Below are 23035 nucleotides of genomic sequence, written 5' to 3'. Positions count from 1 at the left end.
TGATGATCCCAAAAGCAAAGCTTCTCAACTGGTATGATCAGTATATCATCATCAATCTATGTCAAGGCGGGGGCTGCTAGAGCTTGAGTCGCACTTCGCGCTTGCCGATATCTATTTTAATTCAGAGTCTTAACGGCAAAACAAAGCCACTTCGCAACTGATCAAGCAGCGAATTGGCAAGTATGAAGGGCAAAAGAATTGTGCGGTTTGACTACGAATCCCTAAAAATCAGGTCTCAGAATTCGTGTATAGCGGATCAGATCGGTCCAGATGTTCACGCATCAATGCTGCCGCGGCATCCGCATCGCGAACCTCTAAATGATCGACCAACTTCGTGTGCTCCAACAGTGTCGTGTCTTCGCGACCAGACCAATGAAGCAACGGTTTATAGTACTCAAAAAGCCAAGTCAGCATCGGGCGTGTCACCGCTTGCAGCAGCGGGTTTCGCGAGGCATTGGCGATTGCAGTGTGAAACGCGATGTCGGTTTCGATGAATCCTTTGGGATTGTTCAACTGGCTTTTTTGTCGGTCAACCAGCGCCCGCAGTTGACGCACGTCGTCGTCGTTGCGCTTTTCCGCTGCAATTCGCACGGTGCCCGCCTCAAGGATTTTCCTGACTTGCTTGAGGTGCTCCAGATTGGAAGGCTGAGCTGACAGAAGCAGTTTTGCGACATCGTCCACCTGGTCTAGTGCAATATTGGCACTTAGCTCGTTTACCCGGCTTCGCTCGCCATGCGAAATCGTGATAACACCCTTATTCGCCAGCGTTTGCAAAGCTTCGCGGACAGCGGGGCGACCAACGGCGAATTTCTCCATCAGCTTTCGCTCTGACGGAATCGTATCGCCCGGCTTAAGCTCTCCGGATACGATCATCTCCCAAAGCCGATCAAACACTTGATCAGAGAGCTTTTGACGCGTGATGGGCTCGACATCAAATTCCGTTTGTTGTGACCCGTTGCGTGCCATGACTTCGCTGACTTCCTCTGAGGTACATCCGGGCGAGCCTACATCCCCAAAACTGGTATGACAAGGTAACCTGAAACCCGCATAAGGCTCTGCGACTTCCCGACCAACACTGAGGCGCGTTTCTCCAAGACAGTCAAAACCAGCTACCTTTGTGAACTGTAAATTCGGGAACTCGCCAACTCGCATGACTGCTTTAACGCGACGAACGGCATGTGCTATTCGTCGCTTTTCTCAGATGTCGATCCGTTCCGCGATAAGCAAACTATCCCAGATGCTGCGAACTGTACCAATGATGGGAATGAGTTATACAAGGCTTTGGATACCTTGTCCGCGAGGGTGGTAGGATTGCGGACCAAGTTAACACTATGCATGACGGTCTACGAATTTCGCGTTCTATCGACCTTTTTGTCAGCTTTGCATACCCACCAAATCTGTGTCTCAATGTAAAATCTATGACACAGTTAAGTTGGCTTTAGGAAGAGGAGCGACAAACTCTGGGTAAGGGCTTTCAACAGGGCATCACACTTCGGCATTTGCGTGCTCTTGTAGCGCTCTCGGATTTGAAACTGGTCGCACGAGTGTCAGAGGCGCTTGGGGTGACTCAGCCAGCAGTCTCAAAACAGATCGCCGAACTGGAAAAGATCGTCGGCGTACCTGTTGTCACGCGGGACCGAAACAGGCTCAACCTAACCCCCATTGGCGTTCGCCTTGCGGATCATGCGCGCCAAGCACTTAGTCAACTTGATCGCGCGGCTTTTGACATTGAAGCAATGACAAGTGGTGTCTCGGGGTCTGTCTCTATCGGCGTTGTCAGTTCGGTTGCATCCACCTTGTTGCCCGGCACCATTGCTCTGTTTAAGCGCAGCACCCCGCAAGCAAACGTATCCGTTTCCGAAGGGCATTTTATTGAACTATTGCCGCAGCTCGAGGCAGGAGCGTTAGACTTGGTGATCGCGAGGATTTGGCAGCCGCAGGAATTGGATGGGATCGACCAAATGGCATTGATCTCCGAGCCTGTGGTAGTTGTCGCCGGGCGAAATCATCCGCTTGCGAAAGCCGGTGATGTGACATGGGCCGGTGCCGCCAGTTATCCTTGGATACTGCCGCAACCAAATTCGGTTGCGCGCCAGGCAGTCGACGCACTTTTTGCCGCGAATGGACTGCCGCCCCCAACCAATACAATTGCGTCTTTGTCACTCGCCCTGAACCTTGAACTCTTACAGACAATGCCTGCGCTTGGCTTTCTCCCGCAACGACTGGCAAAGGCGCAGGCCGCGCGTGGTGAAACTGTGACACTACCACTTGATACGCACGACTTGCTGTCAGAAGCACGCTGTTATTGGCGCAAAGATCAGATCGCGCGAAATGCTACGTTATCGTTGTTCTTGAAGTGCCTGCAACAAACGACCGAAGATGTTCAAACCATTCCTTTTAGTTAATATACTTGGCGTGAAATTCACTATTTTTTGCAAAAACCATTCATTACCTTAACCAAACACACAGTTTGGGAGGGCTTGCGTGTCTATTCGGATCATTGCCACAACTGGTAAAAGCCTTTGAGCCAGACGGATTTGCTCACGCTCTCGGCTTGCGAGGTGCTTGCGGCCTTCAGTGCCAGAAGCCTGACGCCTAGCGAATATCTGGCGGCGTGCCTTGAAGCGATTTCTTTTTTCAATCCCAAGATAAATGCACTGGCTGCAGTGGATACAGAGGCCGCAGTCGATCTCGCAGCCGCCGCGACGATACGCTGGGAGGCCGGATACCCGATTGGGCCACTTGATGGATTGCCGATTGGCGTAAAGGATTTGCAGAACACCAAGGGCCTACTGACAACGCACGGCAGCGTCCGGGCTCGTGGTCATGTCCCCAACGAGGATTTGCCGATGGTTGCTCGTCTGCGGGCGGCCGGAGCAATCATCCTCGCTAAAACAAATGTCCCTGAAATGGGGGCCGGAGGAAACACCCGCAATCCGGTCTGGGGTGCCACGGGCAACCCGTTTGATGCAAATCTGATTGCGGGGGGGTCGTCTGGCGGCTCTGCTGCTGCGCTGGCAGCGAGTCTTCTACCGCTTTGCACCGGGTCTGATACCGGCGGGTCGCTTCGGATGCCTGCAGCGCTTTGCGGTGTTGTTGGGTATCGCCCGTCCGTAGATGTGATCGCACACCCCACGCGGCCTCTGGGGTGGTCGGGCATTTCTGTGCTGGGGCCGATGGCGCGCACCATGGATGACCTGACCTTGATGTTGGACGTGTGTCAGGGCCATGATCCTGACGATCCATTATCAGCGCCGTCGGCACCCGAACGCTTCAGGGCCCTGCCTTCCGTGGCTTTGAAGGACTTGCGCGTTGGTTTCAGCGAAGACTTTGGTGGTGCACCTGTAGATCAGAGCATTCGCGAGACCTTCCGCGAGCGCCTGGATATTCTGCGACCTCACGTTAAAGAGTGTCGCGCGGCAGACCTCAATCTGGGGGATATGGACCGCTGTTTCGATATTCTTCGCGCTGAAAGTTTTGGTGTCGCATTTGGCGAAGCGGTTCAGGAAGACCCGGACAGCTTCGGCGCTCACATCAAAGATAACGTCGCACTTGGACACAGCTTGTGTTTGGCCGACCGGGGTTGGGCTCATGCCGAACAGACCCGGATTCTGCGCAAGTTCAACCGGCTGATGGCCGAATTTGATGTGATCGTCCTGCCAACCTCACCGGTATCACCGTTTCAATGGACCCAGTCCCACGCCGCCGAAGTCGACGGACAGAAGATGGATATTTACTATCGCTGGCTGGCGCTCTGCTATCGCGGCTCCTTGGCGGGTGGACCGTCGATCACACTGCCTTGTGGACGCGACGCCGCTGGAATGCCTTTCGGCCTTCAGATGTTGGGGCCTGTACGCGGTGATGACGGGTTACTGGCAGCGGCAAGGGCATTTGAAACCCTCTTCAACAGCACTGCCAAGACAGCGCGCCCTCTTGCCAACATGGAAACCCTTGTCCCCTCGGCAGTGGACCTGCGGTCCATCGTTACGCATCCGCCCGAAGTGACAGCAAAGCCTGTTCCTAATGCGCGCCTTGTGCGCACGGCTGTGTGACATGTGGCTGATCCCCATCATCTTTGTTCTGCTGCTGATCAGCGGCACTGCATTTGCCTATCTGATGGGGGCGGTGTCTGTCGTGACCTTTATCGCAGTCGGCAAAACACAGTTCCTGTCGATCCTGCCACAACGCATTTTCGCCCAGCTTGACGTCTTTGCCTTCATGGCGATGCCGCTGTTTATCCTGACCGCCGAAATCATGAGCCGCGCAGGCGTGACGCGCAGCCTGATCGATTTTGCGATGGCCATCGTGGGCCGATTTCGCGGCGGTTTGGGGCATGTAAACATTCTAACCAGCGTCTTCTTTGCAGGCATCTCGGGCTCTGCCATCGCCGACAGCGCCGCCCTGTCGCGCACGTTCGTGCCGGAAATGAAGGCACGTGGCTATGATCCCTACTATGCAGGCGCCATCACCGCGGCGTCCTCAATGATCGGGCCGATCATCCCGCCATCGATCATCATGATCATCTATGGCGGCCTGACGGGGGCATCTGTCGCAGCTCTGTTCATTGCAGGTGTTGTCCCTGGTCTGATGCTCGCCGCTGCACTCATGATCCTTAACGCCATCATCGCGCATATCAAAGGGCACCCCGGTGGCGCCTCGGCCGATCTGCCGCGATTCCTGCCGAGCCTGCTGAACGCGGCACCTGCATTGTGCCTGCCAGTCGTGATCCTCGGCTCGCTTGTCTTCGGGTTAGCAACACCAACGGAAGGATCGGCAATCGCTGTGTTCTTCGCGCTCATGGCCGGACAATTCTACAAAGGCTTGAACTGGCGAATGATCTTTGACGCGGTGGAAGCCACGGCAAGAATGACCGGCACGATCTTTATCATTCTCGCAGCGATTTCTGTGCTGGGCTATCTGGCAGGGCAATTGGGCTGGTCACAGGCTTTGGCGACGTGGGTCGACTCTTTTGGACTGACTGGCACAAAATACCTGTTCTTCCTCGTGGCCATCTTCCTGATCGCGGGCATGTTCATGGATACACCGGTGGCCTTGACCCTTTTGATCCCGCTATTTGCACCGCAAGCCTTGGAACAGGGCATAAGCCCGATACAACTTGGCATCGTGTTGTGCTTTAACCTATGCGTTGGCCTGATTACGCCACCACTTGGCAAATGCCTTGTGGTCGTATCCGCGTTGACTAACCTCAATTACTGGCGGCTGGCATATGCTGCGCTGCCCTTCATTTTCGTTCAGGTGCTGTTATTGCTGGCGCTGGTCTATTGGCCCGCGATCAGTCTCACGTTGCCGCGCCTGTTCGGATTTTCCGTGAACTAACCAATCCAAAAGGGAGGACGACCCATGAAACTCAAAGCACTTACAATGGCAGCATTGCTTGCGATGGCTACACCTGCGTTGTCAGAGGTGAAAATTGCACTGGACAGTAAGCCGGACCTGGAAACATCAGGCTCGTACAACTGGGCATTTGCCTTTGGCAATGCGCTTAAGGAAGCGGGTATGGACGTACGCGAAATGCCACGCGGGTCCGTAGGAAATGAAGCAGAGAAATTCGATCAGGTCTCTACCGGTTTGCTTGAAATCTCGCTTTCAGATGTGCGCGCTGCGGCGCAGGTGGATCCGTTCATCTATGGAGTCCGCCTGCCATACATCTTTGAAGATATTGCGCATATGGACCGCGCATTGGCTGCGGGTAATGTTTACACCCGCATCAATGAAAATCTCGCGAAACAAGACGCGGTTCTTTTAGCTTTGGCCCCGCTTGGCCCTGCGTCCGGCGTAATCACCACCACACAGGCCGTGCGTTCTCCGGCGGATATGGCCAGCCTGCGGATGCGGGCCTTGGATGATGCGCAGATCGCGATGTATGAAGCTTGGGGCTCCAGCGGGACGATCGTGCCATGGGGAGAAGTCCCTGCCGGTCTGCAAACAGGCGTAATCGACGGCTACCTGAATTCGCCCTTCGTGCCAGTGATGTTCGGTCAAACGGATTTCATCAAAAACTTTGCTGATGCAGATGTGATCTGGCCGTTGCGGGCGGTTATCGCGTCCAAAGACTGGTACGATGGGCTGTCAGATGCGGATCGTGCAAGCGTTGATGCAGCCGTTGAAACCGCAGATGCGGCGGCCCGTGAATGGCTGGCAGCGGCGTCAGTCAACGGACTTCTCGCGCTTGAAGAAAAGGGCGTGACAGTACAGCGCCTGACGCCAGAAGAGCGTGCTGTCTTCCGTGAAGCATCTTTGCCGGTTTATGATTCAGACCTGATGACCGCAGAGGATACCGCCCTGTGGAAGAAACTGTCTGACGACAACCGTTAAACCAACGAGCGGGCCGCGCCTTGCGGCCCGCTTCCTTTCAGGTCGGAGTAGGAAGATGCGCCACCTCATCATAAGCACCAGCGACAGTTTGCATTTGATCATGCGCCGCGTCGCTATCTTTGCCGTTTGTCTGATGTTTGTGACGGTCGTTGTGCAGATCATAGCACGATATGTCTTCTCCTCGCCGCCTGTCTGGACAGAAGACGTCGCCCGCTACGCGATGGTGTGGACGGGACTTCTGGGCGCGACACTGTCGTTCAAAACTCAGTCGGATGCTGTGCTGATGCAAAGTATCTTTCCGGAGCCGCCTCACATTCTGGCGATATTCGCAAAAGCAGTCCAAAGCGCTGCCGTTCTGACCTTCGTCTTACCTGTAATCTACTTCTGCTTCATTGGCTTGAAGGGTGGCTTTGCGAAAGGATATCTTGCCCGGCAATCAGGCCTGACGGCAGATACGCTCGGAATACCAATGGTATGGATTTCTGTGGCGGTCCCTTTGTCCATGATCATCATACTTATTCACCTATTCGCTAGATGGGCAGGCGATGACGTGACTGAAAACTCTACCGCTCAGCTTGACTAAGACACATGTGTTTGAGCATTTGGGCCCTTTGGCTGGGTTCAAGTTGTGTGATGCCCAATGTAGTGGCTGCCTCGTGCTTGGAGCTGTTTTCTGTCGATCGGAAGGACGATCCTCAACCGGTCAAACGAACTCCTTTTTCGATAGGAATTGAATGTCTGCGACGCGCCTCATTTCGAGTCATGCTCCGCACCAACAAGCGGACGGTGCAGGCAAAAACTCCATAGGAGCGACCCTTGATCCGAAAGCCCCAAAGGTCTGAAGGGTTTCGTAGTATGTTAGTTCGACCGCAAATCTTCGCTGCGTTGTGCATGAATGGCCGGTTCTCCCGCTGCGCGCCGAGACGAAATTTCTCGCTCGTTCGGCATATCCCGCGCTGCAAGCGCACGCAGCGTGATAACCGAACTCACAGAATGGGCTCACATCAGTCATCCGCAATCGTGCCGCTGCCATGTGCGGCAGGACGGTCTTTCGCACCTTGGCCGCTCTGACTTAGACGCGGATGTCGGCGTCTTGCGTCGCCTTGGGAGTGATCACCTCCGGCCCGCGCGCGCCCAGGGCCAGCCGCCATTGCGCCGGGGGCGCACCCCGGGCGCGTAGCCGCTCCAGCAGCCAGCCGCGGCGGGCGGCACTGTGGCGAGGGGCCATGTACCAGCGGCTCTCCACCCCCGGCGCGCCGCCGGTGATCTGGCCGTCCCGGTCGGTCTGCGCGGGGGTCAGCATCAGCCCTAGAGGGGCGAACTTGCCCTCCGCCGCGCCGGTCTCGGCGGCTAGATGCAGGCGGCGCACAGGCGTCAGCCCCGGCGGGCCGGGCAGCTCGCACACGACCAGGGGCAGGGCGCCGGCGCGCAGGGCTTCCTCCATCGACCACAGCAAATCCTCCGGCCTGCGGCAGGTCACCGTCAGCACGCGCCCGGGCTCCAGCCCCAGCCCCATCCATTGCGCCATCCCGTCCGGGTAGATCTGGTCGGGAATCCAGCCCGGCCTGATCCACAGGATCGGGCCTTGCGTCTGGCTCGCGGCCCACAGCGCAAAGCCGCGCCGCGCGCCGCCGCAGACCTCGTGCGCGCGGGCGAGCGGCAGCGTGATCTCGCGGTGCAGGCGCAGGGCAGGGACCTCGCGCGCGGGGCGACGTTGAAGCAGCGGGTGAGTCATACGTCGCAATATATATGTTCGCTAAATGTTCTCAAATTGTTTTTCGCCTTGCCCCCGCGGCAGGGCGGCGTAGCTTGCACCTTCAGACGCAATTGAAGGAGCCCGCCCCATGAAGCACGTCCCCCTTGGCCGCACCGACTTGATGGTCTCGCAACTCTGCCTGGGCTCCATGACCTGGGGCGCGCAGACTGACGAGGCGGGCGGGCACGCGCAGATTGATGCGAGCCTCGAGGCCGGCATCAACTTCATCGACACGGCGGAAGCCTATCCGGTCAACCCCATGACGGCCGAGACGGCGGGCGATACAGAGGCCATCATCGGCAATTGGTTTGCCAAGTCCGGCCGCCGGGACGAGGTGGTGCTGGCCACCAAATGCGCAGGCTCCGGCGGGGTATGCCGCGACGGCGCGCCGATCTCGGGCGCGACCGTGCGCGCGGCGGTCGAGGGCTCGCTGAAGCGCCTGCAAACCGACTATATTGACCTCTACCAGCTGCACTGGCCCAACCGCGGCAGCTACATGTTCCGCCAGAACTGGCGCTATGACCCCTCCAGCCAGAACCGGGCAGAGGTCGTGGCCCATATGGAAGACGTGCTGGCCACGCTCAAGGCGTTGGTGGCCGAGGGCAAGCTGCGCCATTTCGGCCTGAGCAACGAGAGCGCCTGGGGCACGATGATGTGGCTCAAGATTGCAGAGGAGATGGGCGCGCCGCGGGTCGAGAGCATCCAGAACGAATACTCCCTGCTCTGCCGCCTCTATGACACCGATCTGGGGGAGCTGAGCCATAACGAGGATGTATCGCTGCTGGCCTTCTCGCCGCTCGCGGCGGGCTACCTGACCGGCAAGTATCAAGGTGGCGCGGTGCCCGAAGGCTCCCGCAAATCGATCAACGAGAAGATGGGCGGGCGCGCGTCGGAGCGGGTGCTGGACGTGACGCAGGCCTATCTCGATCTCGCCGCCAAGCACGGGCTGGACCCGGTCCAGATGTCGCTGGCGTGGTGCTGCCAACGCCCGTTCCCGACCATTCCGATCTTTGGGGCGACGGATATGGACCAACTCCAGCACATCCTTGACGGGCGCGATTTGGTGTTGTCCGACGAGGTTCTGGCCGAGATCGATGCCACACACCGCGCCCACCCGATGCCATATTAGAGGCTCAATTCAGGCAAAAAGAACCGCCAGATCAGACCTGTCATATCGAAGGGGAGGGCAGGCCTCATGCTGATCACATCGAAAGCTGACGGCGTCTTTGCGAAGATCCGAAAGAGTTGGGCGAAGAACTTGCGCCGCACCTCGACCCACGAAGTAATGCGCGTGAGCAAGGCCATTGCGCGCAAGATGCCCGACCTCGACTTGCCCGTCATGCCTGCGCAGGCCCGCACCGCGTTTCGCGATGTGCTGATATATGAAAGGCCGCCGGGGAACGGTTCTGTAGAGCAAACCTTAACCCTCGCCCAGGCGCGCGGATATGTGGCGCATCCTTGCGACTGGGTGCCGTCTGCGATGAGCGACTACCAGTTTCCAGAGCTTTACGTCCCGTGGGCCGTTTGGCTGGCAGAGCAAGGCTACACACCATTCTACATTGGCGTTCCCTTGACGGAGGCGAATTGGGACCGATGGAAACCTGATCCGCGCCGCGCAGCCTTCAGACACCTGCGGCGGCGTGACCGGGCTGCGGGTGACGCGCTGCTGATGGGCCCGGGCGCAAAAGCGCCGGCAGCCGAGCGCCTGGATCTCCTGCGCGAGATTGGAAGCGGCGGGATTTTCTACGGCCTTTATCCTGATGACGTGCCAATTGTGCGGCACATGCTGAATGATCGCTCCGAAAAGGTGCGCGATCTGGCGGCTGAAAAGCTGGCAGAGATGGACGGGCTGGAGACCCGCGCCGACCATGCGCGCGTCCTTGCGCGGCATTTCAAGGTTCAGGGCAGGGGGCCGTCGCCGAAGCTGAACGGCGATGACACCGCGCTCAAGGTTGTTGTCTCGCCCGAGCTTCACGAACCAAACATGATGCGCCACATCCACAGCACGGATCTGGAGACACTGGCAGAAGTTCTTGGCCTTACCCCGATGGAGCTTGTCTGCGCTATTGATCCTGAGAACTTCAAAAGCGATTTCTGGGGCTTTTTGATGCGGACAAGGGACATGAAAATTCGGGCAGCCTACCTGCATCGCTTGGCTGAGGCCGGTCTCGAGACGCCGGGCCGCGCCGTTCCGGATGGAGAAGCGGAGCTCGCGCAGAGGGCGCTTGAGGTCGCCCTTGCGTCGGAATACCCGTCCACGGTTTTCGACACTTTGGGGGACAAGGCCGGCACGCTCGACGTCGCAACGGTCCGGCGCATCAGCCATTTTCGCAGGTTTGCGTCCTCGATCACCGAAGAGCTGGAGACCGGCGGGCTGCCCGTGAACATCCAATATGATCCGCTGCGCATCGTGGCCTTCATTGCCAGCAAGGACGCTGCTGCGGAGCTGTTGCAAGAGGCGCTTGATCTCGGGATGGACCCGGACAACCCGCGCCTGACAATGCTGAAATTCAACCTCGCGCTCTAGCGCTTGCTCGCTCATCGCGACGCCTCGATGGCGCAAACGGGCTTGCCCTGAGCCGCACTTTGGCGTGAGGTGCGCCAAACATCGCTCGATCAGGGGAGGAGCGCGCCAATGCCGCTAGAGATGAACCGCGAGGTGTTTATCACCTGCGCCGTGACGGGCTCCGGCTCGACCCAGGACAAAAGCCCCCATGTGCCGCGCACGCCACAGCAGATCGCCGACAGCGCCATCGCGGCAGCCCGTGCAGGCGCGGCGATGGTCCATTGCCACGTGCGCGACCCCGAGACCGGCGCGCCGTCGCGGTGTCTGAAGCTGTATCGCGAGGTCACCGACCGCATCCGCGACGCAGATGTCGACATGGTGCTGAACCTGACCGCGGGCATGGGGGGCGACATCGTCTTCGGCGCGCCCGACCCACTGCCCACCCAGTCTGGCACCGACATGGTCAGCGCCGAGGAGCGCGTGGCCCATGTGGCCGAATGCCTGCCGGAGATTTGCACGCTCGATTGCGGCACGATGAATTTTGCAGAGGCCGACTACGTCATGACCAACACGCCCGGCATGTTGACCGCCATGGGCACCATGATGACCGAGCTCGGCGTGAAGCCCGAGATCGAAGCGTTTGATACAGGCCATCTGTGGTACGCCAAGCAGCTGGTCAAAGACGGCGTGCTCGACAGCCCTGCGCTGGTGCAGCTCTGCATGGGGGTGCCTTGGGGCGCGCCGGATGATCTCAATACCTTCATGGCGATGGTCAATAACGTGCCCGACGATTGGACCTTTTCGGCCTTCGGGCTGGGGCGGCACCAGATGCCCTATGTGGCGGCTTCGGTACTGGCGGGGGGAAATGTGCGCGTGGGGCTGGAGGACAACCTGATGCTCGACCGCGGGGTGCTAGCAACCAATGCCGACCTCGTCACCCGCTCCGTCGAGATCATCGAACGGCTCGGCGCAAAGGTCATGGGGCCGGACGCGGTGCGCGAGAAGCTGGGGCTGACCAAACGGGCCCCTGCGTGAGGTCGCTTGCGCTGTCTCTTGCCGTGGGGCTTGCCGCCTGCACGCCCGGCCCGCGCTTTGTGCCCGATGGGTATCGGGACCAAAGCGTTGCGATTACGTCTTCGACCCGGTTTGACGCGGCGCGATTTGCGGGGGATTGGGTGATCATCGAGAGTTTCGATCCTTCCCCGCGCGAGGTTTTGGCGGACCGGGTCAGCTTCACGCCAAGCCAGATCGGGTACAGCTACATCGAGAGCTACAGCAAGGCGCCGCCAATTGACCCGGAGCTTGCCGCCACAGTTGAGCTTTCGGCTCCGGCGGAGGCGACGATCGGAGCGTTTGGGCGATTGTCATTCGTCGGCGAGTTCAGCGAGGCCGACCCGATCTGGGTCATCTGGGTGGACAAGGATCACCGCACGGCGGTGCTGGGCACGCCCTCGGGGCGGATGGGGATGATTATCAACCGAACGCCCAGGCTGCGGGCCGACCGGCTGCGCGCGGCGCGTGAGATTTTGGCGTTCAACGGCTATGATCTGACCCAAATCCGAAAGGTCAGCCCGTGACCGTGGTGCTTCTGATCGGGATCGCGGCGGGCGCAGGCATCGCATGGCTGTTCAAAGGCAGCCGTTCGTTGTGGTGGCCCACGCTGGGGTTCGCGGGGATGGGCGTGATCGGCGCGGTGGCGTTCATGGTCGCAATGGAAAGCGCGACGCTGGCGCAGCTGCACAATGGTGAGATGCCGCTCGGCGCGAGCCTTGGGGGCTTGGCCGTGCTGGTGTCGCTCTCGGGGCTCATCGGTATCGCGGTTATGGCACTCCGCCGCCTCGGCGGTGCACGGAAAGGGAGAGACGCATGAGCGTAGCTGCAATCTTGGGCGGGGGCGTGATTGGTGGCGGCTGGGCCGCGCGGTTCCTGCTGATGGGCTGGGACGTGCGGGTGTTCGATCCGGACCCGGAGGCCGAGCGCAAGATCGGCGAGGTGCTCGACAACGCGCGTCGCGCGCTGCCGAGCCTGTCGGACCGAGCGATGCCTGCGGAAGGAGCTTTGAGCTTCCATAGCGACTTGGGCGACGCGGTTGGCCCCGCCGATTGGATTCAGGAAAGCGTGCCGGAGCGCCTGGAGATCAAACATAAGGTTTTTGCCGAGGTGCAGATGGCATGTCGCGCGGATGCGGTCATCGGCTCGTCCACCTCCGGTTTCAAACCGTCGGAGCTGCAGCAGGGTGCGGCGCGCCCGGGGCAGATCGTCGTGGCCCACCCGTTCAATCCGGTCTACCTCTTGCCGCTGATCGAGCTGGTGCCGAGCGCTGCGAATGATGCGGCGCTGATTGCGCGGGCGAAAGATACCCTGACCTCCATCGGGTGCTTCCCGCTCCATGTCCGCAAGGAGATCGACGCCCATATCGCCGACCGTTTCCTCGAAGCCGTCTGGCGCGAGGCACTGTGGCTGGTCAAGGACGGCGTCGCCACCACGGAAGAGATCGACGAGGCGATCCGCATGGGGTTCGGCCTGCGCTGGGCGCAGATGGGCCTGTTCGAGACCTACCGCATCGCGGGCGGCGAGGCGGGGATGGCGCATTTCATCGCGCAGTTCGGGCCGTGTTTGCAGTGGCCATGGACGAAACTGATGGATGTGCCGGAGCTGACGGATGAGCTGATCGACCAGATCGCCAGCCAGTCGAATGCGCAAAGCGGGCAGCACTCGATCCGCGAGCTGGAGCGTATCCGCGACACCAACCTTGTGGCCATGATGCGCGCGCTGAAGGCGCAGGATTGGGGCGCGGGGGCGGTGCTGAACCGGGCCGAGCCGCCTGCGCCAGAGGTCGGTGACATTTCGCAGCCGCTGGTCACCGTCGAGCGTGCGGTGCCGCTCGATTGGACCGACTATAACGGCCATATGAACGAGGCGCGGTATCTGCAAGCCTTTGGCGACGCCACGGACCGCTTCATGGAAATCGTGGGCTGCGATGCCGACTACATCGCGTCGGGCGGAAGCTATTTCACCGCCGAGACCCATATCCGGCATCTCGACGAGGTCCACGCGGGCGCGCGCATCCGGGTCGAGACGCAGGTGCTGCTGGGCGAGGGCAAGAAGATGCATCTGTTCCACCGGATGTTCGAGGCCGAGCGGGAGTTGGCCACGGGCGAGCACATGCTGATCCACGTCTCGCTTGAGACCCGGCGCGCGAGCGTGCCGTCGGACGCGATTGCGACCCGGCTGAGCGAGATCGCGGCGGCACACGCCGCACTGCCCGTACCGGACGGCGCAGGCGCGGCCGTGGGCAAGCGGTGAGGGTGATCATTACAGCGGGCGGGTCCGGGATCGGGTTCGCTATGGGGCAGGCCTTTGCCGCGCAAGGTGCACAGGTCTGGGTGACGGATTTGGACGTGAGCGCCGTGCCGGAGGGCTGGCACGCGACTGCCGTCGATGTATCGGACGAGGCCGGGATGGCGGCGCTGTTTGCCGATCTTGAGACGGAGTGGGGCGGGCTCGACGTGCTGTGTGCCAATGCCGGGGTGGCGGGGCCAACGGCGCTTGTCGAGGACGTTGAACTGGAGGATTGGAAGGCCTGCGTGTCGGTCAATCTGGAAGGCGCGTTTCTGGCGGCGAAATTCGCGGCACCCTTAATGAAGCGGCAGGGGTCGGGCGCGATGGTACTGACCTCGTCCACTGCGGGCATCTACGGCTACCCCAACCGCGCGCCCTATGCGGCGGCGAAGTGGGGGGTGATCGGGCTGATGAAAACCCTTGCGATGGAGCTTGGCCCGTTCGGCATCCGCGCCAACGCGATCTGCCCCGGCGCGGTCGAGGGTGCGCGGATGGAGGGCGTGCTGGAGCGGGAAGCGGCGGCAAAGGGCATGACCCGGGACGCGGTCTATGCGGGCTATGCCAGCGGCACCTCGATGCGGTCTTTTGTCGAGGCGGCGGACGTGGCGAATATGGCGGTTTTCTTAGGCTCTGACGCGGCGCGATTAGTGTCGGGACAGGTGATCGCCGTGGACGGACACACGGAGAACCCGGACCCAAAAGTCTGAGCTTCGTGAGCCAGAAACGGTAACCCATGGGTTACCCGTTCATGATTGATTTACGGAGATTAATGGTCTGCCCGTGCCGAAAGCGGCTGGACTGAGGTGCTTGCCGGTCGGTCTTCATCCACGCTGTTAACCAACATGCGCAAAAACTCGGGGATATCGCGCGATGACATCTCTGCCTCGCGCACCAGCCCGTCGAAATGCGCGGTGATGGCCTGCACCCGCTCGCGGTCTCTGAAGGCAAGGTAGTTCCGCCCAAGATAGATCACTGCCAGAAGCGGCCCGAAAATCGTCACCGGGGCTGAGAAGAGCTTGCGTGCGTCAAAGGCGTGCAGGCGCAGGCTGGGGTATAGTTGGTCATGCAACTCCAGCAGATGCACGAGCTGCGCGCGACGAGTGTCGCGGGGAAGGTCGAAGTAGTACCCGGTTCCGTCGGCGAGGCTGTAGAGCTCGTAGAGCGGCAGCGCGATTTCGTAGTCAGAGCCCGCGCGGCGCATCCAGTTCAGCCGGTCCTCGGACGCGCCGATGGCCTGCGCGGCGGTGCGCCCCAGATGCGGGGTGTATTCCCATTCCAGCATGGGCCGGGTCTTGAGCATGTCGGGCAGAAAGGCGGGCACATGGCGGATCTTGTAACCCGCCGCCTCTTGATGCCACGCAAAGATCTGCTCGTCGATCAGCGCGCGGGGCGCTTCGGTGAAGGTCAGGGCGGATGCCATGATATCCGCTGCGCGCTCGGGTCGATCGGTAAGACCTAGAAGCCAGTCGGCGGACACGCCAAGCACCCGGGCGCATTCGGCTACAACTTGCGCATTTGGAAGCCGTGCGTCCTGGGCCTTTAGCAACTGCGAGATGGTCGATCGGTCCACGGCGACGGCGCGGGCCAGCCCGGACTGGGTCTGGCGTGCCTCCCCCATGGCCTCGGCAAGGCGGAGGCGGAACAGCTCCGCACGGTCTCTTTTGTCCAGAATATCCTGCATTTGGTGAATTAAAACACAGATGCAGATGAATGTGAACCAATCGCTGAATTCCGCCGATGCCTATGCCCGATCTACTCTTCACGCGGGGAAGGGTTCAAAAATGACGAGTAAGACGCGACCAGCGGTGGAGTGGCCCACGGTGGCCTTGTTGCTGGCAACCTACGGGGTGTGGGCGGCGGCGGTGTTCTGGCTGCCGGAATGGTCCTTGCCGGGCGCGGTCGTTTTGGCCGGGCTGGCAATCACGCAGCACGCATCCTTGCAGCATGAGGTGATCCATGGGCACCCGTTCCTAAACCAGCGCCTGAACGCGGGCCTCGTGCGGCCAGCGCTGTCCCTGGTGATCCCGTATGGGCGCTTTCGCGACACGCATCTGGCCCATCACCGGGATGCAAATCTGACCGATCCCTATGATGATCCAGAGACCAATTTCTTATCCGAGGCCACGTGGCGGTGTCTGCCCGAAGTCCTGAAGGCCGTGCTGCGCTTCAACAATACGCTGCTTGGGCGGGTGAGTGTGGGACCGTTGATCGGGTTGGTTTTCTTCTTTGTGAGCGAGGTCCGTGGGTGGAACCGGCGTGCTGCGCGGTCGTGGGCCGCGCATGTTCCGATGGCTTTGGGCGTGGTGGCGCTGGTCGCGGTCTCGCCCATACCGATCTGGGCCTATCTGTGTGCCGTGTATCTAGGGCTGGCACTGCTGAAAATTCGCACGTTTCTCGAACATCGTGCCCACGACATGAGCCGCGCGCGCTCTGTCATTGTCGAGGATCGCGGGCCGCTGGCGCTGCTGTTTCTCAACAATAATTTCCACGCGGTCCACCACATGCATCCGCATGTGGCGTGGTACGATCTGCCCGCCATGTACCGCGCCGGGCGGGACCGGTTCCTCGCGTGCAACGGGGGCTACCGCTACAGCTGCTACGGATCAGTCTTCGCGCGGTATCTGGTCCGGGCGAAGGACCCGGTGGCCCATCCAAACCTGCGGCGCGTCACGGAGAAGGTGGACGCCTGAGCCACGCTGTGCGAGGGCTGAGCCATGGCCCTTTGGATCTACGTCTCCGTCTTCGCAGCGTTCATGCAGAACCTGCGCTTCATGCTGCAAAAGCACCTGAAGGCAACGAAGCTATCCACGGGCGGCGCGACCTTTTCGCGGTTTCTCTTTTCCAGCCCGTTGGTGGCCGCTGGCATCGGGGCATATCTGTGGGCGGGTGACATCGCGGTGCCGTCCTTGTCGCCCACCTTTTTTGCTTACGCCGTCTCCGGCGGCATCGCGCAGATTTTGGCGACCGCCTGCGTGGTCGCGCTGTTTGCAGAGCGCAACTTCGCCGTGGGCATCGTCTTCAAGAAAACGGAAGTTCTGCTGACCGCCCTGATCGGGCTCGTGGTGCTGGGTGAGGGGGTATCCGCATGGGGCGTGGTTGCGATCGCGATCGGCTTTGCGGGTGTCCTTCTGCTGTCGGACCCGCCCAGGGGCGGCGCGCGGCTGTTTAACAAGGCCGCGGGGTTCGGTCTGGGCTCCGGGCTGCTGTTCGGGGTCTCTGCGGTGGGCTACCGGGGCGCTGCGTTGCAGATCGACAGCCCCGATGTGATCGTGCGCGCGGGCGTCAGCCTCGCCGTCGCGACGGCCTTTCAGACTGTGTTGATGGCCGCATGGCTGGCTTGGCGCGACCGCGGGGAGATCACCCGGGTTCTGGCCTCGTGGCGAGTGTCATCGCTGGTCGGCGTCACGTCGATGTGCGGCTCCTTTGGCTGGTTCGTGGCTTTCGCCCTGCAGAACGCAGCCTATGTCAAAGCCGTGGGGCAGGTGGAGTTGGTATTTACTTTCCTCGCCTCCTACTTTGTCTTCAAGGAGCGCAGCACGGGTAAGGAAATCGCGGGCATCGCCCTGATTGTCGTCAGTATTCTTGTGCTTGTGGCCTCGTTCTAGACCTGAAAGACGTCCGCCGCGTCCGGATGGCGACGGCGCCAGGCATTCACGAACGGGCAAAGCGGTACGATCTTGAAGCCGTTGGCGCGCGCGTCGGCCACGAGGTTTTCGGCCAGGCGGCCGCCGAGGCCTTGGCCCTCCAGCTCTTTTGGAACGGCTGTGTGGTCGACGATAATCGTACGCGGTGACAGGATCGAGAATGTCATCTCGGCCTCGCCTTGCGCGGTTTGCAGGGCGTAGCGGCCCTTGCTGCCGGTGACGGTCTTGGTAATCTCATCCATGCCGACAGCGTAGCGATGCGCGGGGCGAACACCAGCCGGAAGGAGCGCCCGCATGGCCTTGAAGATGACCGCCGCCCAGATGGTTGCCGCCGCACGTGCGCGCATCGAAGAGATCGAGACGCCCGACGCCATCGCGCTGGTGGGCGACCCGAGCGTGGTCTTCGTCGATATCCGCGACGTCCGGGAACGGCAACGCACGGGCGCGATCCCCGGGAGTTTTCATTGCCCGCGCGGCATGGCGGAATTCTGGGTCGATCCGGATAGCCCCTATTTCAAGGATATTTTTGCCCGCGAAGACGCGCGTTTCATCTTCCATTGCGCCTCTGGCTGGCGGTCAGCCCTGACTGTGGCCACGTTGCAGGATATGGGGTTCGAGGCGGCGCATCTCCGCGAGGGCTTTTCGACTTGGGAGGCGCAGGGCGGGCCGGTGGACCGTCCGGAATAGCACCGCAGAGCAATTTTCTGCCCTTGCACAAACTATGTGCATCTGTGCGGTTGACCAAAGGACAATTCCGGCCATAATTGAACTATTCAGTTTAGTTTAGATGTGAGCGCCACGTCCCATGGGATTTCAGCCCCGTCTCAATGACCGTCGCCTGTTCGAACGGGTTGGCCCGCGCGCCTCTGCGGGGCTTCCGATGCTGCCGCTCAAGGCGCCGGAGCCGGTCCTTGCGCGCACGAGCCTCGATGGCGTTTTGCGCCTGGAATATTGCGACGCCGGGCCGGGCGGCGTTCCGGCAGAGATCGGCCACGACTATACGATGATCATTCCCGTGCAGGACTGCCCGATCCGCGTCATCTCGGAGGTCGACGGCCAGGTCGAACGGCTGACGCTCAACAGCGGCGATATTGCCTTGGCCCATGTCGGTGCCCTGACAGGCTGGACCTGGCTGGACCCGGCGCAGGTGATCTTGATCCATATCCAGCCAGAGGCGTTTCGCCGGTTCACGGAGACCGAGCTGAAAGTGCTGCTGACCGGCTCCGATCTGGAGGGGCGGATGGTGATCCACGATCCGGATCTGCGCAGCGCCGCGGACCGGATGCGGGCGACGCTGGTGGCCGGCGATATCGGCGCGGATGTGGTCTTTGACGCGCTCGCGCGGGTCTTTCTTGTCCTTCTGGTGCGTCGCTACGGTAAGCGCCAGCAAGTCCAGGCGAGCTTTGGGCCAGAATTCGGCGTGCAGCATTATGCGCGGCTTGTGGAATTCATCGAGGCGCGGCTGGAGAGCAAGCTGACCCCGGCCATGATGGCCGAAGAGCTGGGCATGAGCGAGGCCGCGTTCGCGCGCAAGTTCAAGCTGAAGGTGGGCCAGACCCCGATGCGGTTCGTGAACCAGATGCGGGTCGAGGCCGCGGCCCGGTTTGTGGCCAGTGACACCGGCTCTCTGGCGGAAATCGCGGCGCGCTGCGGCTTTGCCGACCAGGCGCACCTGTCGCGGACCTTCAAGAAGGCCCACGGATGCTCGCCCACAGCCTATCGCGCGCGGGTTGGGGCGCAGTAACGCACATTCATCTTCAGAACAAAATAACGCCCCGGCCTGCTTGGGAGTTCAGGCCGGGGCGCATCAGCGGCGGGGCAGCCATTGGGCCGGGACAGCCCATGAGGGGGAAGGCGCCGCCCCGCCATTCGGGGATCAGTCGTACTTGCCGATATACATCTTCGACAGCTCGGCGCTGGTGAAGTCTTGCGCGTCTACGCCCAAGGCCGCGGCCAGCTGGCGGTCACCGATCGAGATGCCACGGGTCGGGAACTCTTCCGGGCGCATCGTGCGCTCCGCGGGGCTTTCGTTCTCGAAATTAGCCATGGCCTTGTCCATCGCCGCGGGAGAGGCGATCGCACCTGCACCTTGCGCGCCAAAGATTTCGGCCGGGCTTTCATCGGCAAGTGCCGGGGCGGCCAGCAGGGCCAGGCCTGCGGCGGCCATCAGGGAAAAGCGTTTCATCATGTGTACTCCTAGTTTGGTCTATGCGCGGTGCTGTCTGCGCCGCTTGATGACCCCAATCTAGGGATGCCCGCGCCCGGTGCCTTGAACCTGAGCCGCGATGATTTGAACGAGAGCCGCAAAGTGAGGGCAAGGGCACTTTTTCAGGCCGTGCGCTGGCCAGACCTGACCACGATTTTGTGAACGGAACGGCGCAGGACCTAGAAGAAAAACTGCTCGAGATCAGTGATGAAGCTGCTGTGCATCGCGGCGAGCCGATCGGAGGGCTGGCGCTGCGCGAACACCTCCGCGAGCGGGTCCGGCACCTCGATCTCGCTGCCGGAGAGCTGCTGCATGACGTGGTGGCCGCAAAACGGCACGTACACTTCGGAATATCCCCCCTCGTGTGAAAGCATCACGCGCCCGTCGCACAGATCAGCGGCAATCTCCATCACTTGCGCGGTCATCGCACGGAAGGTCTCTGCGGTGGCCAACATTCGGCTGAGCGGATCGACCGCGGCCGCATCAAACCCGCAGGCCACGATAATGACGTCGGGGCGGAACTCCTCCAGCGCGGGGATGACGAGCCGCTCCATCGCTTCGAGGTAAAGCGCGTGACCGCCGCCGGGGGGCAGGGGGATATTCATGTTGTAGCCCTCGCCCGCGCCGACTCCGCGATCCTCGGCGTCACCGGTGTCGAGCGGGTAGTTGCGTTCCTGATGCAGCGAGATCGTCAGCACGTCGTCGCGGTCGTAGAACACCGCCTCGGTCCCGTTGCCGTGGTGCACGTCCCAGTCAAGCACGGCGACCCGGTCGGTCAGCCCATCCGCAAGGGCGGCCTCCACCGCGATGGCGATGTTTGCGAACAGGCAAAAGCCGTTGGGAAAGTCCGGCATGCAGTGATGTCCCGGCGGGCGCGAGAGCGCGTAGGCATTGTCGAGCGTGCCGTCGAGCACCGAAAACAGCGCGTGTTTGGTCAGGCCTGCCGACTGCGCGGCGATCTCGAAACCGCCTTGTGCAAACGGTGTACGCAGGCCGATCTCGCCGCCGCCCGTATCCGACATCTCCTTGAATTTGTGCAAGTAACTCTCGGGATGCACCCGCGCGAGATCCTGCCATGTCGCGGCCTCGGCGCCGCGCATCTGCAATTGCGCGCCAAGCCCGGACACATCGAGCAGAGCTTTCAGCCGACGCTTGCTCTCCGGGCTGTCGGGGAAGCCGTTGGCCATGGGTTGCACGAAGCCGCCCACGGGCAAGGTCAGCGCGTAGTTCCCGCCGGTGTGCCAAAAGCATTTCTCGTCAAAGAAGAAGCCCGTGCGCATCACGCGGGCCGCTCCAGCCGGTAGCTGCCTTCGGGCAGGTTCAGCGCCGCGGCGATGTCATGGGCCTGGCGCAGCGAGAGCGTGATCTTGTGCACCCGGTCGGTATGGGGGTCGAGCTGTTCCAGCGTGACGCAATCCTCGAACGCGTTGATCGTGACATCGCCCTGCAGATGGCTGCCCCCCTCGTCGATCAGGGTGATGACGGTGGCGTCGAACTCGTGCTCGATAGTGAACATGGCGGCTCCCTTGCTTTGGCCCACCGTAGGGCGGGGCCGCGCCAAAATGCAATTGCGCGTGTGCGGGGCTTGGCGCGCGCGCGGCGCGGCGCTACATTCGAGGCCGAACAACAAGAGGTTTCGAGCATGCGCATTCTGTTGCCCGTGATCGCCGCAGCCGCCCTTGGCGCCTGCACGGTCGAGACGACGGACACCCAACCCGCCCAACCGGCGCCGACGCAGACCGCCACGCCGGAGCCGCCGCGCGTCTCGTCGCGCACGGCCGTGGCCAACTTCCGCTCCGTCGTGCGCCAGGTCGAGCCCGTGGCCGAGCGCGAATGCCGCGCCCGCGCGCCCGAGCTGAACTGCGATTTCAAGATCGTGGTCGACGAGCGCACCAACCAACCACCCAATGCCTTCCAGACGCTTGATCGCAACGGCCGGCCCATTCTGGGCTTCACCATCGCGCTGATCGCGGACGCCCGGAACCGCGACGAAATTGCGTTTGTCATGGGCCACGAGGCCGCGCATCACATCGAGAAACACCTCGCCCAGCAGCAGCAATCCGCTGTGGGCGGTGCGATCATCGGCGGCATCATCGCGGCCTCGGTCGGGCTTGATGTCAACACCGGCCAGCGGGTCGGCGGCACCGTGGGCGCGCGGGCCTATTCCAAGCAAAACGAGCTGGAGGCGGATGCGCTGGGCACCGTGATCGCCAAGCGGGCGGGGTATAATCCGGTCCGCGGGGCGCAGTTCTTCACGCGCATCCCCGATCCCGGTGACCGCTTCCTTGGCACCCACCCGCCCAACGCGTCGCGCATCGAGACCGTGCGCCGGGTGAACGCGCAGCTTTGAGCTTTTTCGCCCGGGAGTGGCGGCGGCTGAAGAACCGCTGCATCTGGTCCTGGGCGGGGCTTGTCGCCATCTGGCGGGGTGAGCCGAGTTTTCGCTTCTGGAGCTTTATGAACGCCTGTTCAGCGGCGGTGGCCTTGGTGCTGCCCCTGAGCGCGGAGGGGCGCGCGCTGATCGTGGCTTTGGGCGTGCTGGTGCTGGCTGCGGAGGCGCTGAATACAGGGATCGAGGCCGCGGTGGACCATACCTCGTCAGAGCGTTCCGACCTTGCCCGCTACGCCAAGGACGCCGCGAGCGCGGGGGTGGCGCTGACGGCCGTTGCGGCGGGGCTGGCTTGGGTGTTCCTGATCGCGGGGGTCGTGGCAGGGTCTCCCGCCTGAGCGAACAGGCGGGAAACATTTTTTGTTTTCAGTGTCTTTTCGTGCGACGGCTCAGGCGTGGGCCGCTGCATGCTCCCAGTCTGCGATGACCTCGAAGCTTTGCGGATGGGGCTGCTCCACCAGGAATTCAGAGAACTCCGCCCAGAGGGCCTTGATCTTGGCCTGAGTCTCCTCGGAGACTTCGGAAAGGGTGGTGGTGGAGACGACATAGCCCGTGCCCGTCTCGTCGTTCATGACGTTCAGGAACTGCTGCTGTCCCGGCAAGGCGAGGATCTTTTTCTTCAATCCCTTCATGACCTTGATGGCGGCGGCCTTGCTGCCGGGCTTCATTTTGTAAGGCGTAATTCGAGCATACATGATGCTTTCCTTTCAATAACACAGGACTTTTCAAGGAACGTCTGCCCGGCCGAACAGATCGGCAGGACGGACAATGATAACATAATTCGGCGCAAATTGCACCGACGGGTCCGAGGGGTGGGGTATGGGGCCGTAGCCGCTCTCTGCATGTCTTCGCTGGG

The 23035-nt window shown here is 61.4% G+C and carries 26 protein-coding genes; 18 read left to right on the top strand and 8 right to left on the bottom strand.

What is annotated here, in order from left to right:
• Nucleotides 1-228 precede the first annotated feature (228 nt).
• Nucleotides 229-966: a transcriptional regulator NanR gene (gene nanR, locus C8N43_RS07160; protein WP_107844942.1), complete on the bottom strand. Its 738-nt coding sequence runs from the start codon at nucleotides 964-966 to the stop codon at nucleotides 229-231.
• Between the two features lie 494 nt (nucleotides 967-1460).
• Here nanR and C8N43_RS07155 point away from each other — a divergent pair, with 494 nt between their 5' ends.
• The 5 genes from C8N43_RS07155 to C8N43_RS07135 all read left to right on the top strand — a co-directional run bounded on the left by C8N43_RS07155 (nucleotide 1461) and on the right by C8N43_RS07135 (nucleotide 6919).
• The gene (locus C8N43_RS07155; protein WP_211308595.1) at nucleotides 1461-2405 is read left to right on the top strand and encodes a LysR substrate-binding domain-containing protein; all 945 of its coding nucleotides are present in this window, start codon (nucleotides 1461-1463) and stop codon (nucleotides 2403-2405) included.
• A gap of 117 nt (nucleotides 2406-2522) precedes the next feature.
• Nucleotides 2523-4052, top strand: coding sequence for an amidase (locus C8N43_RS07150; RefSeq protein ID WP_107844940.1), 1530 nt, complete (start codon nucleotides 2523-2525; stop codon nucleotides 4050-4052).
• A complete protein-coding gene (locus C8N43_RS07145) occupies nucleotides 4024-5337 on the top strand; it encodes a TRAP transporter large permease (protein WP_245912934.1) in 1314 nt (437 codons plus the stop codon). Before C8N43_RS07150 ends, C8N43_RS07145 begins: the two co-directional genes overlap by 29 nt.
• A 24-nt stretch (nucleotides 5338-5361) precedes the next feature.
• The gene (locus C8N43_RS07140; protein ID WP_107844939.1) at nucleotides 5362-6336 is read left to right on the top strand and encodes a TRAP transporter substrate-binding protein; all 975 of its coding nucleotides are present in this window, start codon (nucleotides 5362-5364) and stop codon (nucleotides 6334-6336) included.
• Between the two features lie 55 nt (nucleotides 6337-6391).
• Complete coding sequence (locus C8N43_RS07135; protein WP_107844938.1) at nucleotides 6392-6919, top strand: TRAP transporter small permease; 528 nt, start codon at nucleotides 6392-6394, stop codon at nucleotides 6917-6919.
• Nucleotides 6920-7408: 489 nt separating this feature from the next.
• On the opposite strand, the gene C8N43_RS07130 is transcribed toward C8N43_RS07135, so the two are convergent.
• On the bottom strand, nucleotides 7409-8071 hold the full coding sequence (locus tag C8N43_RS07130) for an ImuA family protein (RefSeq protein WP_107844937.1): 663 nt from the start codon (nucleotides 8069-8071) through the stop codon (nucleotides 7409-7411).
• A 109-nt stretch (nucleotides 8072-8180) separates the two neighbouring features.
• Between C8N43_RS07130 and C8N43_RS07125 the strand changes: the two genes are divergently transcribed.
• The 7 genes from C8N43_RS07125 (at nucleotide 8181) to C8N43_RS07095 (ending at nucleotide 14647) form a co-directional block, all read left to right on the top strand.
• Nucleotides 8181-9221, top strand: coding sequence for an aldo/keto reductase (locus tag C8N43_RS07125; protein WP_107844936.1), 1041 nt, complete (start codon nucleotides 8181-8183; stop codon nucleotides 9219-9221).
• A gap of 66 nt (nucleotides 9222-9287) precedes the next feature.
• The gene (locus C8N43_RS07120; RefSeq protein ID WP_107844935.1) at nucleotides 9288-10619 is read left to right on the top strand and encodes a DUF5691 domain-containing protein; all 1332 of its coding nucleotides are present in this window, start codon (nucleotides 9288-9290) and stop codon (nucleotides 10617-10619) included.
• A 108-nt stretch (nucleotides 10620-10727) separates the two neighbouring features.
• Nucleotides 10728-11633 carry a 3-dehydrocarnitine:acetyl-CoA trimethylamine transferase BcoG gene (gene bcoG, locus C8N43_RS07115; RefSeq protein ID WP_107844934.1) on the top strand — a complete coding sequence of 302 codons (906 nt, stop codon included), beginning with the start codon at nucleotides 10728-10730 and terminating at the stop codon, nucleotides 11631-11633.
• Nucleotides 11630-12175, top strand: coding sequence for a lipocalin family protein (locus tag C8N43_RS07110; RefSeq protein ID WP_245912933.1), 546 nt, complete (start codon nucleotides 11630-11632; stop codon nucleotides 12173-12175). Before bcoG ends, C8N43_RS07110 begins: the two co-directional genes overlap by 4 nt.
• Nucleotides 12172-12468 carry a hypothetical protein gene (locus tag C8N43_RS07105; RefSeq protein ID WP_107844933.1) on the top strand — a complete coding sequence of 99 codons (297 nt, stop codon included), beginning with the start codon at nucleotides 12172-12174 and terminating at the stop codon, nucleotides 12466-12468. Before C8N43_RS07110 ends, C8N43_RS07105 begins: the two co-directional genes overlap by 4 nt.
• A complete protein-coding gene (locus tag C8N43_RS07100) occupies nucleotides 12465-13904 on the top strand; it encodes a carnitine 3-dehydrogenase (protein ID WP_107844932.1) in 1440 nt (479 codons plus the stop codon). Before C8N43_RS07105 ends, C8N43_RS07100 begins: the two co-directional genes overlap by 4 nt.
• The gene (locus C8N43_RS07095; protein ID WP_107844931.1) at nucleotides 13901-14647 is read left to right on the top strand and encodes an SDR family oxidoreductase; all 747 of its coding nucleotides are present in this window, start codon (nucleotides 13901-13903) and stop codon (nucleotides 14645-14647) included. Before C8N43_RS07100 ends, C8N43_RS07095 begins: the two co-directional genes overlap by 4 nt.
• Nucleotides 14648-14706: 59 nt before the next feature.
• Here the strand turns inward: C8N43_RS07095 and C8N43_RS07090 are convergent, their stop codons facing one another.
• Complete coding sequence (locus tag C8N43_RS07090) at nucleotides 14707-15621, bottom strand: helix-turn-helix domain-containing protein (RefSeq protein ID WP_107844930.1); 915 nt, start codon at nucleotides 15619-15621, stop codon at nucleotides 14707-14709.
• Nucleotides 15622-15721: 100 nt separating this feature from the next.
• Here C8N43_RS07090 and C8N43_RS07085 point away from each other — a divergent pair, with 100 nt between their 5' ends.
• Together C8N43_RS07085 and C8N43_RS07080 are read left to right on the top strand one after the other, a co-directional pair.
• A complete protein-coding gene (locus tag C8N43_RS07085; protein WP_107844929.1) occupies nucleotides 15722-16630 on the top strand; it encodes a fatty acid desaturase in 909 nt (302 codons plus the stop codon).
• A 24-nt stretch (nucleotides 16631-16654) separates the two neighbouring features.
• Nucleotides 16655-17545: a DMT family transporter gene (locus C8N43_RS07080; protein ID WP_107844928.1), complete on the top strand. Its 891-nt coding sequence runs from the start codon at nucleotides 16655-16657 to the stop codon at nucleotides 17543-17545.
• On the opposite strand, the gene C8N43_RS07075 is transcribed toward C8N43_RS07080, so the two are convergent.
• A complete protein-coding gene (locus C8N43_RS07075; RefSeq protein ID WP_107846278.1) occupies nucleotides 17542-17826 on the bottom strand; it encodes a GNAT family N-acetyltransferase in 285 nt (94 codons plus the stop codon). The genes C8N43_RS07080 and C8N43_RS07075 overlap by 4 nt on opposite strands.
• A gap of 52 nt (nucleotides 17827-17878) precedes the next feature.
• Here C8N43_RS07075 and C8N43_RS07070 point away from each other — a divergent pair, with 52 nt between their 5' ends.
• Together C8N43_RS07070 and C8N43_RS07065 are read left to right on the top strand one after the other, a co-directional pair.
• A complete protein-coding gene (locus C8N43_RS07070; RefSeq protein ID WP_107844927.1) occupies nucleotides 17879-18271 on the top strand; it encodes a rhodanese-like domain-containing protein in 393 nt (130 codons plus the stop codon).
• A gap of 118 nt (nucleotides 18272-18389) precedes the next feature.
• Entirely contained in the window at nucleotides 18390-19328 is a 939-nt protein-coding gene (locus tag C8N43_RS07065) for a helix-turn-helix domain-containing protein (RefSeq protein WP_107844926.1), read from the top strand.
• Between the two features lie 132 nt (nucleotides 19329-19460).
• On the opposite strand, the gene C8N43_RS07060 is transcribed toward C8N43_RS07065, so the two are convergent.
• The 3 genes from C8N43_RS07060 to C8N43_RS07050 form a co-directional block, all read right to left on the bottom strand.
• Nucleotides 19461-19769 carry a hypothetical protein gene (locus C8N43_RS07060; protein WP_146174178.1) on the bottom strand — a complete coding sequence of 103 codons (309 nt, stop codon included), beginning with the start codon at nucleotides 19767-19769 and terminating at the stop codon, nucleotides 19461-19463.
• Nucleotides 19770-19969: 200 nt separating this feature from the next.
• A complete protein-coding gene (locus C8N43_RS07055; protein ID WP_107844924.1) occupies nucleotides 19970-21070 on the bottom strand; it encodes a class II histone deacetylase in 1101 nt (366 codons plus the stop codon).
• Complete coding sequence (locus C8N43_RS07050; RefSeq protein WP_107844923.1) at nucleotides 21070-21306, bottom strand: hypothetical protein; 237 nt, start codon at nucleotides 21304-21306, stop codon at nucleotides 21070-21072. Before C8N43_RS07050 ends, C8N43_RS07055 begins: the two co-directional genes overlap by 1 nt.
• A gap of 126 nt (nucleotides 21307-21432) precedes the next feature.
• Between C8N43_RS07050 and C8N43_RS07045 the strand changes: the two genes are divergently transcribed.
• Nucleotides 21433-22140: a M48 family metallopeptidase gene (locus C8N43_RS07045; RefSeq protein WP_107844922.1), complete on the top strand. Its 708-nt coding sequence runs from the start codon at nucleotides 21433-21435 to the stop codon at nucleotides 22138-22140.
• The gene (locus C8N43_RS07040) at nucleotides 22137-22517 is read left to right on the top strand and encodes a diacylglycerol kinase (RefSeq protein WP_107844921.1); all 381 of its coding nucleotides are present in this window, start codon (nucleotides 22137-22139) and stop codon (nucleotides 22515-22517) included. The genes C8N43_RS07045 and C8N43_RS07040 overlap by 4 nt, the downstream gene beginning before the upstream one ends.
• A gap of 51 nt (nucleotides 22518-22568) precedes the next feature.
• Here C8N43_RS07040 and C8N43_RS07035 read toward each other — a convergent pair whose 3' ends face one another.
• On the bottom strand, nucleotides 22569-22874 hold the full coding sequence (locus C8N43_RS07035) for a hypothetical protein (RefSeq protein ID WP_146174177.1): 306 nt from the start codon (nucleotides 22872-22874) through the stop codon (nucleotides 22569-22571).
• Nucleotides 22875-23035 lie beyond the last annotated feature (161 nt).

Origin of the sequence: Litoreibacter ponti (genome assembly GCF_003054285.1) — a bacterium.
In the GTDB taxonomy this organism is placed as follows: domain Bacteria; phylum Pseudomonadota; class Alphaproteobacteria; order Rhodobacterales; family Rhodobacteraceae; genus Litoreibacter; species Litoreibacter ponti.
The sequence above is the reverse complement of the archived record's forward strand: the minus strand, read 5'-3'. Positions and strand labels throughout refer to the sequence as shown.

Bases quoted from the DNA above. Each gene is read 5' to 3' on its own strand.
- C8N43_RS07065 (WP_107844926.1), top strand. From the start codon at position 18,390: ATGGGATTTCAGCCCCGTCTCAATGACCGTCGCCTGTTCGAACGGGTT.
- C8N43_RS07035 (WP_146174177.1), bottom strand. From the start codon at position 22,874: ATGTATGCTCGAATTACGCCTTACAAAATGAAGCCCGGCAGCAAGGCC.
- C8N43_RS07085 (WP_107844929.1), top strand. From the start codon at position 15,722: ATGACGAGTAAGACGCGACCAGCGGTGGAGTGGCCCACGGTGGCCTTG.
- C8N43_RS07125 (WP_107844936.1), top strand. From the start codon at position 8,181: ATGAAGCACGTCCCCCTTGGCCGCACCGACTTGATGGTCTCGCAACTC.
- C8N43_RS07145 (WP_245912934.1), top strand. From the start codon at position 4,024: ATGCGCGCCTTGTGCGCACGGCTGTGTGACATGTGGCTGATCCCCATC.
- C8N43_RS07090 (WP_107844930.1), bottom strand. From the start codon at position 15,621: ATGCAGGATATTCTGGACAAAAGAGACCGTGCGGAGCTGTTCCGCCTC.
- C8N43_RS07055 (WP_107844924.1), bottom strand. From the start codon at position 21,070: ATGCGCACGGGCTTCTTCTTTGACGAGAAATGCTTTTGGCACACCGGC.
- C8N43_RS07060 (WP_146174178.1), bottom strand. From the start codon at position 19,769: ATGAAACGCTTTTCCCTGATGGCCGCCGCAGGCCTGGCCCTGCTGGCC.
- C8N43_RS07120 (WP_107844935.1), top strand. From the start codon at position 9,288: ATGCTGATCACATCGAAAGCTGACGGCGTCTTTGCGAAGATCCGAAAG.
- C8N43_RS07050 (WP_107844923.1), bottom strand. From the start codon at position 21,306: ATGTTCACTATCGAGCACGAGTTCGACGCCACCGTCATCACCCTGATC.
- C8N43_RS07075 (WP_107846278.1), bottom strand. From the start codon at position 17,826: ATGGATGAGATTACCAAGACCGTCACCGGCAGCAAGGGCCGCTACGCC.
- C8N43_RS07045 (WP_107844922.1), top strand. From the start codon at position 21,433: ATGCGCATTCTGTTGCCCGTGATCGCCGCAGCCGCCCTTGGCGCCTGC.
- nanR (WP_107844942.1), bottom strand. From the start codon at position 966: ATGGCACGCAACGGGTCACAACAAACGGAATTTGATGTCGAGCCCATC.
- C8N43_RS07130 (WP_107844937.1), bottom strand. From the start codon at position 8,071: ATGACTCACCCGCTGCTTCAACGTCGCCCCGCGCGCGAGGTCCCTGCC.
- bcoG (WP_107844934.1), top strand. From the start codon at position 10,728: ATGCCGCTAGAGATGAACCGCGAGGTGTTTATCACCTGCGCCGTGACG.
- C8N43_RS07080 (WP_107844928.1), top strand. From the start codon at position 16,655: ATGGCCCTTTGGATCTACGTCTCCGTCTTCGCAGCGTTCATGCAGAAC.
- C8N43_RS07100 (WP_107844932.1), top strand. From the start codon at position 12,465: ATGAGCGTAGCTGCAATCTTGGGCGGGGGCGTGATTGGTGGCGGCTGG.
- C8N43_RS07140 (WP_107844939.1), top strand. From the start codon at position 5,362: ATGAAACTCAAAGCACTTACAATGGCAGCATTGCTTGCGATGGCTACA.
- C8N43_RS07135 (WP_107844938.1), top strand. From the start codon at position 6,392: ATGCGCCACCTCATCATAAGCACCAGCGACAGTTTGCATTTGATCATG.
- C8N43_RS07070 (WP_107844927.1), top strand. From the start codon at position 17,879: ATGGCCTTGAAGATGACCGCCGCCCAGATGGTTGCCGCCGCACGTGCG.